Source organism: Streptomyces anulatus, from assembly GCF_014650675.1.
GTDB classification, from domain to species: domain Bacteria; phylum Actinomycetota; class Actinomycetes; order Streptomycetales; family Streptomycetaceae; genus Streptomyces; species Streptomyces anulatus.
Window position 1 is genome coordinate 161,239 of record NZ_BMVK01000014.1, and the last position, 15,405, is coordinate 176,643.

The following is a 15,405-nucleotide window of genomic DNA, read 5'->3' on the forward strand; positions in this document are numbered from 1 at the left end:
GACCTATGCGTGCAGCGCCAGATACACGTCTGAGGAGACTGTGCTGTGACCGGGATCAAGACGACCGGCGAGAAGAAACTGATGCTCTTCTCCGGCCGCGCCCACCCCGAGCTGGCCGAGGAGGTCGCCCATCAGCTGGGAGTCGGTCTCGTGCCGACGAAGGCGTTCGATTTCGCCAACGGTGAGATCTATGTGCGGTTCCAGGAGTCGGCACGTGGCGCGGACTGCTTCCTGATCCAGAGCCACACGGCTCCGATCAACAAGTGGATCATGGAGCAGCTGATCATGCTGGACGCGCTGAAGCGCGCTTCGGCCCGCTCCATCACGGTGATCGTGCCGTTCTACGGGTACGCCCGCCAGGACAAGAAGCACCGTGGCCGCGAGCCGATCTCGGCCCGTCTGGTGGCGGACCTGATGAAGACGGCGGGTGCGGACCGGATCCTCACCGTCGATCTGCACACGGACCAGATCCAGGGCTTCTTCGACGGCCCGGTGGACCACCTGTTCGCGCTGCCGATCCTGGCGGACTACGTGGGCGCGAAGGTCGACCGTTCCAAGCTGACGATCGTGTCGCCGGACGCGGGCCGTGTGCGGGTCGCCGACCGCTGGTGCGACCGGCTGGACGCGCCGCTGGCGATCGTGCACAAGCGCCGCGACAAGGACGTGCCGAACCAGGTCTCCGTCCACGAGGTCGTGGGCAACGTCGAGGGCCGGGTCTGTGTGCTGGTCGACGACATGATCGACACCGGTGGCACGATCTGCGCCGCCGCGGACGCGCTGTTCGCGCACGGTGCGGAGGACGTCATCGTGACGGCGACGCACGGGGTGCTGTCGGGTCCGGCGGCGGACCGGCTGAAGAACTCGAAGGTGAGCGAGTTCGTGTTCACGGACACGCTGCCGACGCCGGGCGAGCTGGAGCTGGACAAGATCACGGTGCTCTCGATCGCGCCGACGATCGCGCGTGCGGTGCGTGAGGTGTTCGAGGACGGTTCGGTGACGAGCCTCTTCGAGGAGCAGGGCTGACAGCAGTGACGATCACCCTCCGGTGATCCACTTTGGGGTGCGGCCTCCCCGCCGGGTAGACTCAGCGAGTTGCTCGGCGAGGGAGGCCGTACCTGTGTGTACGGCGGTCCGTTATCGACGCGCTCTTCGTAGCAGGCCTGTCGTGGGCCGGGTGACCGTTCGTGTTCCGTCTCCCGACGGCTCACCCACCTGACGAGGAGTGCAACCATGGCTGAGATCAAGCTCGCCACCGAGGTCCGTACCGAGTTCGGCAAGGGCGCCGCCCGCCGCGTGCGTCGCGCCAACCGCGTTCCCGCGGTCGTCTACGGCCACGGCGCCGAGCCGGTCCACGTCACGCTGCCGGGCCACGAGCTGCAGCTCGCGCTCCGTACGGCCAACGTCCTGATCGGTCTGGAGATCGACGGCAAGGACACGCTGGTCATCCCCAAGGCCGTGCAGCGTCACCCCCTCCGCAGCAGCATCGAGCACGTCGACCTGCTGACCGTGAAGCGCGGCGAGAAGGTCCAGGTCGAGATCGCGGTGCACGCCGAGGGCGACCTGGCGCCGGGCGCCAACCTGCTGGAGTTCGTGCAGAACACGCTGCTCGTCGAGGCCGAGGCCACCCACATCCCCGAGTCCGTGACGGTCTCCGTCGCGGGTCTGGACGCCGGTGACTCGATCCAGGCCAAGGACATCGCGCTGCCCAAGGGCTCCGTGCTGGCCGGCGACGAGGACGCCATCGTGATCCAGGTCGTCGCCGCGCAGGCCGAGGAGCCGGCCGCGGGCGAGGGCGACGAGGCCGCCGCCGAGGCCTGAGCCCCACGGCTCACCGTTCCACCTGCTTGACTGACGGGGTGGTGGCTCCCTTCCGGGAGCCGCCGCCCCGTTTGCCTGCCATCCCCCTGCGTGCGAGGAGACCGAGCGCTGATGTCCGACGCCACCGACCCCTGGCTCATCGTGGGCCTGGGCAATCCCGGTCCCGACTACGCGGCGAACCGGCACAACGTCGGGTTCATGGTCGCCGATCTGCTGGCGACGCGGATCGGCGGGAAGTTCAAGCGGGCGCAGAAGGCCCAGGCGCAGGTCGTGGAGGGGCGGATGGGCCCGCCGGGTCCGGCGAGCCGCCGGGTGATCCTGGTGAAGCCGATGTCGTACATGAATCTGTCGGGCGGGCCGGTGACGGCGCTGCGGGACTTCTACAAGGTGCCGACGGATCACGTCGTGGCGGTCCATGACGAGCTGGACGTCGACTACGGGATGCTGCGGCTGAAGCTGGGCGGCGGCGACAACGGGCACAACGGGCTGAAGTCGATGACGAAGGCGATGGGTCCGGACTATCACCGGGTGCGGTTCGGGATCGGGCGGCCGCCGGGTCGGATGCAGGTCGCGGACTTCGTGCTGAAGGACTTCTCGTCGACCGAGCGCAAGGAGCTGGAGTTCCTGGTGGACCGGTCGGCGGACTCGGTGGAGTGTCTGCTCGCGGAGGGTCTGGAGCGGGCGCAGAGCGCGTACAACTCCTGACATTCCTGGTGCTGGTGGGACGTTCTTCGGCCACGGGTTGACCCGGGGTGCGGGTCTGGCCAAGGATCGGCCCCCATGAAACGGAGCTCTTCCCAGCGTGCGGCGCTCGCGGGCCGTCGGGCGGCCATGGGACTGGTCGTCCTGGTGCTGCTGGTCGCGGGTGCGTGGTCGTCGTGGAACACCGCGCACCACATCATTCTGGCCAAGGGCCGTGACCACGGCACCGTGACGGTGACGGGGTGCGGCGAGGAGACGTGCACCGGTTCGTACGAACCGGACGCGGCGTCGCGGGAGCGCCCGGAGGTGAGCGTGGACCGGTCCGTCGCGGCGCGGAAGGGGGATCGTTTCCCCGTGGTGGTGAAGCCCGGCACCGATGCGGTGGTCCGCACGGGGGTGCCGGGCTTTCTGCATGCGTGGGTGCCGCTGGGCGGGGCGATGGTGCTGGCCGCGTTCGTGATCGGCGGCGGGCTGCGCATGTCGCGGACGGCGTGGGGTGCCGGTACGGCGGGGGCGGCCCTGCTGGTGGCGACGTTCGTCGCGCTGTAACAGGACCGCCCCGGGGTCTTCCCTGCGGTCAGCCGGTGTTGCGCAGGCCTGCCGCGACGCCGTTGACGGTGAGCAGCAGGGCGCGGGCGAGCAGCGGGTCGGCTTCCTCGCCGCGCTCGGCCGCCTGGCGCTGGCGGGCCAGCAGCGATACCTGGAGGTAGGAGATCGGGTCCAGGTAGGCGTCACGGATGGCGAAGGTCTGCTGGAGCACCGGGCTGGTGCCGAGCAGTTCGGTGGATCCGGTGACCTTGAGGACTTCCCTGACGGTCAGCGCGTGCTCGGCCTCGATGGCGTCGAAGACGTGCTTCAGCTCGTCGGGGACGAGCGTGTCGACGTAGTGCCGGGCGATCCGCAGGTCGGTCTTGGCGAGCGTCATCTCCACGTTGGAGAGGAAGTTCCGGAAGAAGTGCCAGTGCTCGTGCATCTCGTCGAGGACGGTGTCGAGACCGGCTTCGCGCAGGGCCTTGAGGCCGGAGCCGACGCCGTACCAGCCGGGCACGATCTGCCGGGACTGGGTCCAGCCGAAGACCCACGGGATGGCCCGCAGGCCGTCGAGCGAGACGCCCGAGCCGGGGCGGCGGGAGGGCCGCGAGCCCAGGTGCAGGTCGGCGAGCTGGTCCACCGGGGTGGAGGCGAGGAAGTACGCGGGCAGGTCGGGGTCCTCGACGAGCTTGCGGTAGGCGCCGTGGGCCGCGTCGGAGACGGTGTCCATCGCCGCGTCCCAGCGGGCGAGGGCCTCGTCGGACTGGCGGGGCGCGGTGTGCAGGGCGGAGGCCTGGAGGGTGGCCGCGACGGTCAGTTCCAGGTTCTCGCGGGCGAGGGCGGGGATGAGGTACTTGTCGGAGATGACCTCGCCCTGCTCGGTCACCTTGATCTCGCCCTCCAGGGTGCCCCAGGGCTGGGCGAGGATCGCGTCGTGGGAGGGGCCGCCGCCCCGGCCGACGGTGCCGCCGCGGCCGTGGAAGAGGCGCAGGCGTACGCCGTAGCGGTGGGCGACGTCGCGCAGTCGGCGCTGGGCGCGGTGGATCTCCCACTGCGAGGTGGTGATGCCGCCGAACTTGGACGAGTCGCTGTAGCCGAGCATGACCTCCTGGACGTCGCCGCGCAGGGAGACGAGGCGTCGGTAGGAGGGGTCGGCGAGCATCTCGTCGAGGATGACGTCGGCGGCCTTGAGCTCGTCGGTGGTCTCCAGGAGCGGGACGATGCCGATCTTGGCCCAGCCGGCGTGGAGGTCGACGAGTCCGGCCTCGCGGGCGAGGACGGCGGCGGCGAAGACGTCGTCGGCTCCCTGGCACATCGAGATGATGTAGGACTCGATGACTTCGGGGCCGAAGCGCTCGAAGGCCTGCTTGATGGTGTGGAAGACGCCGAGGGTCTTCTCGCCGGCCGCGTCGAGCGGGGCCGGGGTGGGGGCCAGCGGCCGGCGGGAGCGCAGCTCCTTGGCGAGGAGCTTCTGCCGGTAGTCGCGGGGCATGTCGGCGTAGCGCCAGGATTCCTCGCCGAGCCGGTCGAAGAGCTGGCCGAGGGCGTGGTGGTGGGCGTCGGCGTGCTCGCGTACGTCCATGGTGGCGAGCTGGAGGCCGAACGCGCCGAGGGTGCGGATGGTGCGGTCCATCCGGCCGTCGGCGAAGAGGCCGCCCTTGTGCGCGCGCAGGGAGGTCTGGATGAGCTCCAGGTCGGCGATGAGCTCGGCGGTGCCGAGGTAGTCGCAGCCGGGGCGGTGGGGGGTGCCCTCGGCGAGGCGCTCGCGGGTGTTGACGAGCTTCTGCCGGATGCAGGTGGCCTTGAGGCGGTAGGGCTCCTCGGCGTTCAGCCGCTTGTAGCGGGGGCTGATGCCGGGGAGGCGCTCCAGGTCGGCCTGGAGGGAGCTGAGGAGTTCCTCGGTGGCTCCGGCGTAGCGGATGGAGTTGGAGAGGAGGCCGCGGAGGTGGTCGATCATCTCCAGGGCGTCGGTGATGCCGTGCTCGTGCTGGAGGATCAGGACGTCCCAGGTGACGGCGGGCGTCACGTTGGGGTTGCCGTCGCGGTCGCCGCCGATCCAGGTGCCGAAGGTGAGGGGGCGGGTTCCGGCGGGCAGTTCGACGCCGACGCGCTCCAGCTCGGCGGCGAGGTCCTCCAGGACGTCCCCGACGGCGTTGGCGTGGAGTTCGTCGAGGTAGTAGATGGCGTTGCGGGCCTCGTCGGCGGGCTCCGGGCGGACTACACGGAGTTCGTCGGTCTGCCAGATCAGGTCGATGTTCTCGGCGAGACGGAGGTCCAGGCGACGGCGGTCGGCCTCGATGGCCGGGGTCTCCAGGAGGGCCGCGATGCGGCGGAGCTTGTTGAGGACCGAGCGGCGGGCGGCCTCGGTGGGGTGTGCGGTGAAGACGGGCCGGACGTTGAGGTTCTTGACCGTCTCGCGCAGGTGCTCGGGGTCGGCATCCTTGAGCCGGTCGGCGGTGCGGGCCAGCAGGCCGCCCTCGGCCGCGCGGCGGTCGCGCATCTCGTGGGCGCGGTGCACCTGCTCGGTGACGTTGGCGAGGTGGAAGTAGGTGGAGAAGGCGCGCACGAGCTGTGCCGCCGTCTCCAGGTCCGTGTCACCGAGGAGCTCGGCGGCGGCTTCACCGTCGGTGCGGGTCAGGGCGCGGACCCGCTCGACGAGGTCGAGGAGCTCCTGGCCCTCCTGGCGTACGAGGGTCTCGCCGAGGAGGTCGCCGAGGCGGCGGATGTCGGCGCGCAGCGCGGGGCTGGCGGCAGGGGTCTGGTCGGCACTGCTCACAGTGTGCGGCTCCTTGCAGTGAATGAGGAGGTGCGTTCGCTTCGCCGTCCCACGTGCGTGGTGGTGGGGACGGGTGGCGGGGTCCGGGGCCCTGCGGCTGGCAGCGGTGCTGTCGCCACGCCCCGACGAGCGGGTGCGGACCGCGCTGTCCGACCCTCTCAGGATAGGTGTCGTCGCAGGCGGCGTGTCCGCTGCCCCGGCGGGGGCGCGGTCGTCGCGCGACACCCCCTACCCCTTACCCCGGGGGCGGGCGGGCTACCGCGCGGGACGGGTTGGAGCGGCCTCTCGTGTTGTGGGCCCCGTCACTGCCATACTTACCAAGCCGTAGGTTACGGAACCGTAGCCATGGCCGTCCGCGTCTCCTCCCTCACCCTCAGAGGTATCCCCCCATGCCGAGCACTCCCCATGTGATCGACGAGACCGAGCCGCCCGGGGCCGCCGAGGCCTCGCTGCCCCCCGCCACCCTGGGCGGGGAGAAGAAGCGGTCGATCGAGCAGTTCGCGCTGCTGGCGTTCATCGTGGTGCCGTTCGTGGCCCTGGTCGCGGCGGTGCCGCTGGCGTGGGGCCGGGGGGTGAGCTGGCTGGACCTGGGGCTGTTGGTGGCGATGTACTTCATCGGCTGCCACGGGATCACGATCGGCTTCCACCGGTATTTCACGCACGGTTCGTTCAAGGCGAAGCGTCCGCTGCGGATCGCGCTGGCCGTGATGGGCTCGCTGGCGGTGGAGGGACCCCTGGTGCGGTGGGTGGCCGATCACCGCAAGCACCACCGGTTCTCGGACGCGGAGGGTGATCCGCATTCGCCGTGGCGGTTCGGGGAGAGCCTGCCGGCCCTGATGAAGGGGCTGTGGTGGGCGCACATCGCGTGGATGTTCGACGAGGAGCAGACGCCGCAGCAGAAGTACGCCCCCGATCTGATCAAGGACCCGGCGATCCGGGGCGTCTCGCGCCACTTCCTCTCCTTCACGATCGTCTCGCTGGCGATTCCGCCGCTGGTCGGCGGCCTGGTGACGATGTCGTGGTGGGGTGCGGCGACGGCGTTCTTCTGGGGTTCGCTGGTGCGGGTGGCGCTGCTGCACCATGTGACCTGGTCGATCAACTCGATCTGTCACGCGGTGGGCAAGCGGCCCTTCAAGTCCCGTGACCGGTCGGGGAACGTGTGGTGGCTGGCGGTGCTGTCGTGCGGCGAGTCCTGGCACAACCTGCACCACGCGGATCCGACGAGCGCCCGGCACGGTGTGATGAAGGGGCAGATCGACTCCAGCGCCCGGCTGATCCGCTGGTTCGAGAAGCTGGGCTGGGCCACGGATGTGCGGTGGCCGGATGCCGGGCGTATCGAGTCCCGGCGCACGTCCGTTCCGGCCGACGCGGCATGATTGACGACGTGGCGACCGACGGCAGCACGAGCAGCGAGAAGAGCAGGACCTCCCCCTCCCGCCGGGCCCGGCGGGTCCGGATGACGGGCAAGGAGCGCCGCGAGCAGCTGCTGGACATCGGGCGCGCCCTGTTCGCCGACAAGGGTTTCGAGGGCACTTCGGTGGAGGAGATCGCGGCGCGTGCCGGGGTGTCCAAGCCGGTGGTGTACGAGCACTTCGGCGGCAAGGAGGGCCTGTACGCGGTGGTGGTCGACCGCGAGATGCGTCAGCTGCTGGACATGGTGACGGGGGCGCTCACGGCGGGCCATCCGCGCGAGCTGCTGGAGCAGGCGGCGTTCGCACTGCTGGACTACATCGAGTCGTACACGGACGGCTTCCGGATCCTGGTGCGGGATTCGCCGGTGGCGCAGTCGACGGGGACGTTCGCTTCGCTGATCAGTGACATCGCCACGCAGGTGGAGGACATCCTGGGCCTGGAGTTCAAGGCCCGGGGCTTCGATCCGAAGCTGGCCCCGCTGTACGCGCAGGCGCTGGTGGGCATGGTGGCGCTGACGGGCCAGTGGTGGCTGGACGTGCGCAAGCCTAAGAAGGCCGAGGTCGCCGCCCATCTGGTGAATCTGTGCTGGCACGGCCTGGAGAACCTGGAGGCGAAGCCTCGGCTGATAGGGCACCGGAAGAGCTAGGGCCTGTCGTCAAACTGCCGTCGTCGCCCGGCAGACGGCAGTTTGACGACAGGCCCTAGGGGAGCGGGTCGATCACACCTCCGGCTCCAGGAACTCCAGCCGGTTGCCCACCGGGTCGTGGGCGTAGAAGCGGCGGTGGCCGGGAAGGGCACCGTCCCACTCGACGCGGACGCCATGGGTCTCCAGGCGGGCGGCGTACGCCTCGATGCCGGTGACGCGCAGACCGGGATGGGCCTTCTTCGCGGGGCGGAAGTCCTCCTCGACGCCCAGGTGGAGCTGGACCGGGCCGGAGGCGAACCAGCAGCCGCCCCGGGCGGCGAGCACCGGGGGTTTCGGGATCTCGGCCATGCCCAGGGCGTCGGCGTAGAAGGCGCGCAGGGCGTCCTCGGAGCCGGGCGGGGCGGCGAGCTGTACGTGGTCGACGGCGGCGAGGCCCACCGGAGCGGTCACGGCTTCTCCTTGCGGGCGACCGCGAAGATGCGGCGGAACGGGAAGACCGTGCCGTAGCGGCCGGGCGGGTAGGCCTCGCGGAGCAGGTCGCGGTATTCGGTGAGGAACGCGTCGCGGGCCGCCGGATCGTCGGCCAGGGCGGTGAGGACGGGGCGCAGGGCGGTGCCCTTGACCCAGTCGAGGACCGCGTCGTCGCCGCCCAGGGTCTGGAGGTAGGTGGTCTCCCAGACGTCCGCCGTGCAGCCCAGGTCCCGCAGCCGGGTGAGGTAGTCGGTGGGGTCCAGGACCGAGGCGGTGCGGTCGCCGACGCCGTGCAGCAGGGGACGCCAGCGGTCGGATTCACGGAGGCCGGCCAGGAGGGTGTGGCTGGGGGCGGTGAAGTTGCCGGGTACCTGGAAGGCGAGGGTGCCGCCGGGGGCGAGGGCGTCGAGCCAGCGGGGGAAGTGTTCGGCGTGGCCGGGCATCCACTGGAGTGCGGAGGTGGAGACGATCAGGCCGTACGTCTCGGTGGGCTCCCAGGTCGCGGCGTCGGCCTCGGCGAAGTCGAGCAGGGGCGGACGGGCGTGGGCAGCGGCTTCGGCGAGCATCTCGCGCGAGGTGTCGTAGCCGGTGATCCGGGCGTCGGGCCAGCGGTCGGCGAGGAGGGCGGTGACGTTGCCCGCACCGCAGCCGAGGTCGGCGATGCGGGGTGCGGGGTGGCCGGGGAGGTCGCCGATGCGGGCCAGGAGGTCGTGGAAGGGGCGGGTCCGGTGGTCCGCGTGACGCAGGTACTGCTGCGGATCCCAGGCAGGCCGGTCAGGTGCGTTCATGGGTCCAGGATCACGCCGAAAGTCTCTTGATGTCAAGACACTTGAATTCAAGAGACTTCACATCGAGGGACCCTCTACACTGATCGACATGGAGGACGAGGTCGACCGACTGGTCGCTGCATGGCGCCGCGAGCGCCCCGACCTCGACGTGGAACCACTCGAGGTGCTCAGTCGCGTCTCCCGCCTGGCACGCCACCTCGACCGGGCCCGCCGCATAGCCTTCTCCGAGCACAACCTGGAGCCGTGGGAGTTCGACGTCCTGACGTCGCTGCGCCGGGCCGGCTCCCCGTACCAGCTCTCCCCCGGACAGCTGCTCACCCAGACCCTGGTCACCTCGGGCACGATGACCAACCGCATCGACCGCCTGACCAAGAAGAACCTCGTCGAGCGACTGCCCGACCCGAGCGACCGGCGCGGCGTCCTCGTCCGGCTCACGGCCGAGGGGCGCGACAAGGCCGACCAGTCGCTGGCCGGACTGCTCGACCAGGAGCGCGCCATCCTCGGCGAGCTCTCCCGCCAGCAGCGCGGCGAACTGGCCGGGCTACTGCGCCAGTTGACCGCCCCGTTCGACAACATCCCCTAGCGGGTGCTCGGCGGGGCCGACCCCCGCCCGGCGGGCCAGCGCCACCGCCGCCAGCGTCGAGTGCACCCCGAGCTTGCCCAGCACGTTCTGCATATGGGTGCGCACCGTGTGCGGGGACAGGAACAGCCGCTCCGCGACCGCCTTGCGGCCGAGCCCCGCCACCATGCAGCGCAGCACCTCGCGCTCCCGGGGCGTCAGCGACTCCACCAGCCGCTCGCTCTCGGTGCGGTGCTTGCGGGCGGCGGTCAGCTCCCGCAGTACGCCGGTGAGCAGCGCGGGCGGCAGATGCGTCTCGTCGCGCAGCACGCCCCGTATCACCGCCAGCAGCCGCTGCAGCGAGCAGTCCTTGGCCACCCAGCCCGAGGCCCCCCGCCTGGAGCGCCCGTGCGGCGGCCCGCGGATCGTCCTTCTCGGCGAGCACCACCGACCGTACGGCGGGCCGGCCCGAACTGACCCCGGCGACCAGGGAGATGCCGTCGACGACGCCCGTCTCCTCCTGCCGGGGCACGGGGAGGGCGTGCGCGCCGCCGGTCGCCAGGGCGCCCAACTCGGCGTCCACCAGCAGCACGTCGTAACCGCGCCCCTCGGCGGCGGCGCGCTCCAGGGCGCGCAGTGCGGCCGGGCCGCTGCCCGCGGCGGACACGTCCACGTCCGGTTCGGCCGCGAGGGCCGCCGCGAGCGACTCGGCGAAGATGCGGTGGTCGTCGACCACCAGAACCCGGATACGCGCCACAGAACCCCCATCGGTGAGGGCGGACAAGCTGCGGGTACGGCGCCCGGAGGCCTCGGCGCGGCCCGCTGTGCTCCGGCCGCCGCCTTCGCACCGCCTGCCGCCCCGCCCCCGGGCGCCGTACCCGGCTCTCTCGCTCCCCTGAATCGGCACCGGCCCCCACCGGTGCTGAGCATCAGCGTACGGGTGGGGGCCACAGGGGGAAGGCGATTCGCCGAACTGGTTGCCCCGGGTGTTTAGGGTGTGCTTCATGTTCCGTCTTGAGACAGAAGTAGACAAAGAACGTCGTACTCTGCTGAGCGGGCGTCTGCACGAGGACAACATCGCGGCCGCGGCCGGCCTGCGTGCACTGCTCTCCACCTCCGCCGAGCACGAAGTCCCGCTGGAGGTATGGGCGTTGGACGAGCACGGGGCCCTGGCCGGCGGGCTGACCGGGCGGACCTGGGCGTACTGGCTGCACGTCGATCTGCTCTGGGTCGACGCCCCGCACCGGGGCTCCGGCCTCGGCGCGCGCCTGCTCGCCGAGGCCGAACGGACCGCCCGCACCGAGCGTGCCTGCACCCGTTCGCGGCTGGAGACCTGGGACTTCCAGGCCCCCGGCTTCTACCGCAAGCAGGGGTACGAGGAGATCGGCCGGGTCGCGGACTACCCGCCGGGCGTCACCGAGTTCATCCTGGTCAAGGACTTGTGAGCACGGTGTCCCGGGGACTCACCGCAGTCGGCGCGCCCCGGCCGACGGGATGGCGTCGAAGATCCCCGGGGCCGCGTGTCCGGCCGCCGCGAACGCCTCACTGACGGCCTTGGCCACCGTGCCGGCCGCCGCCTCCTCCACCAGGACGACCGCCGAGCCGCCGAAGCCGCCGCCGGTCATCCGCGCACCGAGCGCCCCGGCCTCGTTCGCCGCCTCGACCACCAGGTCCAGTTCGGGGCAGGAGACCCGCAGATCGTCGCGGAGCGAGCGGTGGCCCTCGTTCAGGACGGGGCCCGCGGCGCGGACGTCGCCCGCGTCGAGCAGCGCGATGACCTGCTCGACCCGGCGGTTGTCGCCGACGACATGGCGGACGTAGCGGACGACGGACTCGTCCGCCCCGGCGTCGGCGAGCGTGGTGAGCGCCGCGGCGAGGTTCTCGTGTCGCAGGTCGCGCAGCATCGGTATGCCGAGCAGCCGGGCGCCCTCCTCGCAGCCGGCCCGGCGCTCCGCGTACGCCCCGTCGCCGAGCGCGTGCTTGACCCGGGTGTCGACGACGAGCAGCGTCAGGCCCTGGGCGGCCAGGTCGAAGGGGACCTGGCGCAGCGAGAGGTCGCGGGTGTCCAGATGGAGGGCGTGGCCCTCGACGCAGCAGGCCGAGGCCATCTGGTCCATGATCCCGCAGGGCACGCCGACGAAGTCGTTCTCGGCGCGGCGGCCGACGACGGCGAGTTCGGGTCCGGTGAGACCGAGGTGGAACAGGTCGTTCAGGGCCAGCGCGGTGACGACCTCGAGGGCGGCGGAGGAGGAGAGTCCGGCGCCCGTGGGCACGGTGGAGGTCAGCGCGATGTCCGCCCCGGTGACCGGGTGTCCGGCCTCGCGCAGCGCCCAGAGCACTCCGGCGGGGTAGGCGGCCCAGCCGTGGCCCGAGTGCGGGGCGAGTTCGTCGACGCGGAGGGAGACGACGCCGCCGGGGACGTCGGCGGAGTACAGCCGCAGCACGCCGTCGTCGCGGCGGGAGACGGCCGCGCGGGCGGTGTGCGGGAGGGCGAGCGGCATGACGAAGCCGTCGTTGAAGTCGGTGTACTCACCGATGAGGTTCACTCGTCCGGGTGCCGCCCAGATGCCGTCGGGCTCGCTTCCGTACAGCTCGGCGAAGGTGACGGCGGGGTCGGTCCCGTACGGATCCGTGGTCTCGGTCATGGGGTGGCGGTGTCCTCTCGGCGGGCGAACTGCCAGGCGTCGGCGATGATTCCGGCCAGGTCGGCGCGGGACGGCGTCCAGCCGAGGCGCTCCACGGCGGTGGCGGCGGAGGCGACGAGGACGGCCGGGTCGCCGCCCCGGCGGGGGGCTGCGGTCTCGGGGACGGGGTGGCCGGTGACCTTGCGGACGGTCTCGATGACCTCGCGGACCGAGAAGCCGTTGCCGTTGCCGAGGTTGCAGATCAGGTGCTCGCCGGGGGCGGCGGCCCGGAGGGCCAGCAGGTGGGCGTCGGCGAGGTCGGCGACATGGATGTAGTCACGGACGCAGGTGCCGTCGGGGGTGGGGTAGTCGTCGCCGTACACGGAGATCGACTCGCGCTGCCCCAGGGCCACTTGGAGGACCAGCGGGATGAGGTGGGACTCGGGCGTGTGGCGTTCGCCGCAATTGCCGTAGGACCCGGCCACGTTGAAGTAGCGCAGCGAGACGGCGGCCAGTCCGTGGGCGGTGGCCTCGCCGCTGATCATGTGGTCGACGGCGAGTTTGGACGCGCCGTAGGGGCTGGTGGGTGCGGTGGGGTCGGCCTCCGTGATGGGGCTGGAGACCGGTTCGCCGTAGGTGGCCGCGGTGGAGGAGAAGACGAGGGTGCGTACGCCGTGCTCGCGCATCGCGGCGAGCAGGGCGGTGGTGCCGCCGACGTTGTTGACCCAGTACTTCTCCGGGTCGACGACGGATTCGCCGACCTGGGAGAAGGCGGCGAAGTGCAGGACGCCGTCGTAGGAGGGGTCCAGGTGGCGGGCGGCGTCCTGGATGCGGCCCTCGATGAACGCGGCTCCGGCCGGGACGCCCGCGCGGAAGCCGGTGGAGAGGTCGTCCAGGACGGTCACCGTGTGCCCGGCCTCCAGCAGATGCTGGGCGACGACGCTGCCTACGTAACCGGCGCCGCCGGTGACCAGGTACTTCTTCGGAGAGTTGCTCACGTTCGGGGGGTTGCTCACTTGCTCGCTACCTCTCGCAGTCGCTGGGCCGCGGCTTCCGGCGGCACGTCGTTGATGAACACGCTCATGCCGGACTCGGACCCCGCGAGGAACTTCAGCTTGCCGGAGGTCCGGCGAATGGTGAAAAGCTCCAGATGCAGGGCGAAGTCCTCCCGTCCGGGGACCCCGAACGGCGCCTGGTGCCAGGCGGAGATGTACGGGGTCGGCGGCTCGCCGGGTCCGAAGATCCGGTCGAAGCGCCTCAAGAGTTCCAGATAGACCTGTGGGAACTCTGTCCGCGCCTCCTCGCCCAGCTCCCGCAGGTCGGGGACGCGGCGGCGGGGGTACAGGTGGACCTCGTAGGGCCAGTGCGCCGCGTACGGGACGAAGGCGGTCCAGTGGTCGGTGGCGAGGACGACGCGTGAGCCGTCCTCCTCCTCGCGGGCGACCACGTCGTCGAAGAGGTTGCGGCCGGTCTCCTCGCGGTGGCGGGCGGCCGAGCGGAGCATCAGCTCGGTGCGCGGGGTGACGAAGGGGTAGCCGTAGATCTGGCCGTGCGGGTGGCCGAGGGTGACGCCGATCTCGGCGCCCCGGTTCTCGAAGCAGAACACCTGGGTGACCTGGTCGAGTGCGGCGAGTCCGGCGGTGCGGTCGGTCCAGGCGGCGAGGACGAGGGCGGCCTGTTCCTCGGTGAGGTCGGCGAAGGACGCGTCGTGGTCGGAGGTGAAGCAGACGACCTCGCAGCGGCCGGAGTCGCCGGCGAGGGAGGGGAAGCGGTTCTCGAACACGGCGACGTCGTAGTCGCTGTCGGGGATCTCGCCGACGCGTCCGTCGCGCGTGGGGCAGAGCGGGCAGGCGTCCGCCGGCGGGTGGTAGGTGCGGGCCTGACGGTGCGAGGCGATGGCGACCGCGTCGCCGAGCAGCGGGTCGCGGCGGATCTCGGACGAGGTCGAGACGGGATCCAGCGGGCGGTGGTCGACCGCGTCGCGGACGGTGTCGTCGGCGGAGTCGTAATAGATCAGCTCACGGCCGTCGGCGAGGGTCGTAACCGTCTTCTTCACCAGGGTCCTCCACCAGATCCTCCCAACATAATCGAACATAACAAATCACAAGCGAACACGTGCGTCAATGACGGAGTCGCCCTGGGAGGGATCCGGTACGGCTACGACCGGGAAGGGGTCACGCATCCATGGGCGACGCGGGCCGACCCGCCCCGCCACCCGTCCGTCACGGCCCGCAGGGGCCGTAGGTCACCCGCGCTGTCCGGGGATGTACGGCCCCTGCGGCGTGCCGCCGTTGCCCGCGGCCCTCTCCAGCAGTCCCGTACGGGCCGCGAGGGCGGCCGCCTCCAGACGGGAGCCGACCCCGAGCTTCATCAGGACCCGCTGGACGTGGGTGCGGGCGGTGCTCGGGGCGATGTCCATGCCGGCCGCGATCAGCCGGGTGCCCTCGCCCTCGGCGACCCGCACCAGCACCTCCGCCTCGCGCGGGGTGAGCATCCTCAGCAGCCGCCGGCCCTCGTCGTCGGGCTGGGCCGTCGGGTTGAGCAGTTCGGCGAAGGCCCCCCGCAGCAGCTGCGGGGCGATGGCGCTCTCCCCCGCCCGCGCCTTGAGCATGGCCCGCTCGACGCCCTCGATGCGCTCGTCGTGCCGGACGTACCCCGCGGCCCCGGCGGCGAACGCCGCGGCGATCCCGCGCGGGCTGGGCACCGGCCCGAGGACCACCACCGCCACCTGCGGGCGCTCCTGGCCGATGCGCACGATCGGGTCGAAGACCCCGGGGGCGGCGGGCGACGCCGTACCGAACAGGCAGACCTCCGGGGCCCTGCTGACCACCAGTTCCGCTGCCCCGGACGTCGGCGCCGCCGCCGCGAGCACCCGGTGCCCGCGCAGTTTCAGCGCCGAGGCGAGCGCCTCGGCGAGCAGCCGGTGATCATCGACCACCATGAGTCGCACACCCACGGTCCTCACCCCCGAAGCCCCTGTGCGCCCGGCCCCCCGGACGTCTGCCCCGGCAAGTTACACGCTTGTTCGACGCCGCGCGGCCCTTACGTGGGAGAAGCCCCTCGGAATGCCGAATTCT

Annotated in this window: 15 protein-coding genes and 1 pseudogene; 8 read left to right on the forward strand and 8 right to left on the reverse strand. The window is 71.4% G+C overall.

The window, feature by feature from the left end; translation table 11 throughout:
* Positions 1 to 45 precede the first annotated feature (45 nt).
* The 4 genes from IE272_RS28920 (at position 46) to IE272_RS28935 (ending at position 3,069) form a co-directional block, all read left to right on the forward strand.
* A complete protein-coding gene (locus IE272_RS28920; RefSeq protein ID WP_007455203.1) occupies positions 46 to 1,023 on the forward strand; it encodes a ribose-phosphate diphosphokinase in 978 nt (325 codons plus the stop codon).
* A gap of 207 nt (positions 1,024 to 1,230) precedes the next feature.
* Positions 1,231 to 1,818, forward strand: coding sequence for a 50S ribosomal protein L25/general stress protein Ctc (locus tag IE272_RS28925; RefSeq protein ID WP_050358909.1), 588 nt, complete (start codon positions 1,231 to 1,233; stop codon positions 1,816 to 1,818).
* A 111-nt stretch (positions 1,819 to 1,929) separates the two neighbouring features.
* Positions 1,930 to 2,523 (forward strand): aminoacyl-tRNA hydrolase, encoded by a 594-nt coding sequence (gene pth, locus IE272_RS28930; protein ID WP_050358908.1) that lies wholly within the window; start codon positions 1,930 to 1,932, stop codon positions 2,521 to 2,523.
* Positions 2,524 to 2,598: 75 nt separating this feature from the next.
* Complete coding sequence (locus IE272_RS28935) at positions 2,599 to 3,069, forward strand: hypothetical protein (protein WP_056703656.1); 471 nt, start codon at positions 2,599 to 2,601, stop codon at positions 3,067 to 3,069.
* 28 nt (positions 3,070 to 3,097) lie between these two features.
* Here the strand turns inward: IE272_RS28935 and ppc are convergent, their stop codons facing one another.
* Complete coding sequence (gene ppc / locus IE272_RS28940) at positions 3,098 to 5,827, reverse strand: phosphoenolpyruvate carboxylase (RefSeq protein ID WP_050358906.1); 2,730 nt, start codon at positions 5,825 to 5,827, stop codon at positions 3,098 to 3,100.
* Positions 5,828 to 6,216: 389 nt separating this feature from the next.
* On the opposite strand from ppc, the gene IE272_RS28945 reads away from it, so the two are divergent.
* Together IE272_RS28945 and IE272_RS28950 are read left to right on the forward strand one after the other, a co-directional pair.
* Positions 6,217 to 7,203: an acyl-CoA desaturase gene (locus tag IE272_RS28945; RefSeq protein WP_050358905.1), complete on the forward strand. Its 987-nt coding sequence runs from the start codon at positions 6,217 to 6,219 to the stop codon at positions 7,201 to 7,203.
* On the forward strand, positions 7,200 to 7,886 hold the full coding sequence (locus IE272_RS28950) for a TetR/AcrR family transcriptional regulator (protein ID WP_050358904.1): 687 nt from the start codon (positions 7,200 to 7,202) through the stop codon (positions 7,884 to 7,886). The genes IE272_RS28945 and IE272_RS28950 overlap by 4 nt, the downstream gene beginning before the upstream one ends.
* A gap of 72 nt (positions 7,887 to 7,958) precedes the next feature.
* Here IE272_RS28950 and IE272_RS28955 read toward each other — a convergent pair whose 3' ends face one another.
* Together IE272_RS28955 and IE272_RS28960 are read right to left on the reverse strand one after the other, a co-directional pair.
* Positions 7,959 to 8,336 (reverse strand): VOC family protein, encoded by a 378-nt coding sequence (locus IE272_RS28955; RefSeq protein WP_050358903.1) that lies wholly within the window; start codon positions 8,334 to 8,336, stop codon positions 7,959 to 7,961.
* A complete protein-coding gene (locus IE272_RS28960; RefSeq protein ID WP_073960688.1) occupies positions 8,333 to 9,145 on the reverse strand; it encodes a trans-aconitate 2-methyltransferase in 813 nt (270 codons plus the stop codon). Before IE272_RS28960 ends, IE272_RS28955 begins: the two co-directional genes overlap by 4 nt.
* 88 nt (positions 9,146 to 9,233) lie before the next feature.
* On the opposite strand from IE272_RS28960, the gene IE272_RS28965 reads away from it, so the two are divergent.
* Entirely contained in the window at positions 9,234 to 9,728 is a 495-nt protein-coding gene (locus tag IE272_RS28965) for a MarR family winged helix-turn-helix transcriptional regulator (RefSeq protein ID WP_050358901.1), read from the forward strand.
* Here the strand turns inward: IE272_RS28965 and IE272_RS28970 are convergent.
* Positions 9,687 to 10,461 (reverse strand): annotated as a pseudogene (locus IE272_RS28970) (response regulator transcription factor). The gene IE272_RS28965 and the pseudogene IE272_RS28970 sit on opposite strands and share 42 nt — an antisense overlap.
* Positions 10,462 to 10,708: 247 nt before the next feature.
* On the opposite strand from IE272_RS28970, the gene IE272_RS28975 reads away from it, so the two are divergent.
* Positions 10,709 to 11,149, forward strand: a complete 441-nt coding sequence (locus tag IE272_RS28975; protein ID WP_050358899.1) for a GNAT family N-acetyltransferase — start codon at positions 10,709 to 10,711, stop codon at positions 11,147 to 11,149.
* Between the two features lie 18 nt (positions 11,150 to 11,167).
* On the opposite strand, the gene galK is transcribed toward IE272_RS28975, so the two are convergent.
* From galK to IE272_RS28995, 4 genes are all read right to left on the reverse strand, one after another.
* A complete protein-coding gene (galK, locus tag IE272_RS28980) occupies positions 11,168 to 12,349 on the reverse strand; it encodes a galactokinase (protein ID WP_050358898.1) in 1,182 nt (393 codons plus the stop codon).
* Positions 12,346 to 13,326: a UDP-glucose 4-epimerase GalE gene (gene galE / locus IE272_RS28985; protein ID WP_190008787.1), complete on the reverse strand. Its 981-nt coding sequence runs from the start codon at positions 13,324 to 13,326 to the stop codon at positions 12,346 to 12,348. Before galE ends, galK begins: the two co-directional genes overlap by 4 nt.
* 14 nt (positions 13,327 to 13,340) lie before the next feature.
* The gene (gene galT / locus IE272_RS28990) at positions 13,341 to 14,384 is read right to left on the reverse strand and encodes a galactose-1-phosphate uridylyltransferase (protein ID WP_050358897.1); all 1,044 of its coding nucleotides are present in this window, start codon (positions 14,382 to 14,384) and stop codon (positions 13,341 to 13,343) included.
* A gap of 189 nt (positions 14,385 to 14,573) precedes the next feature.
* On the reverse strand, positions 14,574 to 15,284 hold the full coding sequence (locus IE272_RS28995) for a response regulator transcription factor (RefSeq protein ID WP_057663438.1): 711 nt from the start codon (positions 15,282 to 15,284) through the stop codon (positions 14,574 to 14,576).
* Positions 15,285 to 15,405 lie beyond the last annotated feature (121 nt).

What these genes read in the sequence shown, in the direction of transcription:
- IE272_RS28925 (WP_050358909.1), top strand. Translation starts at nt 1,231, where the DNA reads ATGGCTGAGATCAAGCTCGCCACCGAGGTCCGTACCGAGTTCGGCAAG.
- pth (WP_050358908.1), top strand. Translation starts at nt 1,930, where the DNA reads ATGTCCGACGCCACCGACCCCTGGCTCATCGTGGGCCTGGGCAATCCC.
- IE272_RS28935 (WP_056703656.1), top strand. Translation starts at nt 2,599, where the DNA reads ATGAAACGGAGCTCTTCCCAGCGTGCGGCGCTCGCGGGCCGTCGGGCG.
- IE272_RS28945 (WP_050358905.1), top strand. Translation starts at nt 6,217, where the DNA reads ATGCCGAGCACTCCCCATGTGATCGACGAGACCGAGCCGCCCGGGGCC.
- IE272_RS28950 (WP_050358904.1), top strand. Translation starts at nt 7,200, where the DNA reads ATGATTGACGACGTGGCGACCGACGGCAGCACGAGCAGCGAGAAGAGC.
- IE272_RS28960 (WP_073960688.1), bottom strand. Translation starts at nt 9,145, where the DNA reads ATGAACGCACCTGACCGGCCTGCCTGGGATCCGCAGCAGTACCTGCGT.
- IE272_RS28965 (WP_050358901.1), top strand. Translation starts at nt 9,234, where the DNA reads ATGGAGGACGAGGTCGACCGACTGGTCGCTGCATGGCGCCGCGAGCGC.
- IE272_RS28975 (WP_050358899.1), top strand. Translation starts at nt 10,709, where the DNA reads ATGTTCCGTCTTGAGACAGAAGTAGACAAAGAACGTCGTACTCTGCTG.
- galK (WP_050358898.1), bottom strand. Translation starts at nt 12,349, where the DNA reads ATGACCGAGACCACGGATCCGTACGGGACCGACCCCGCCGTCACCTTC.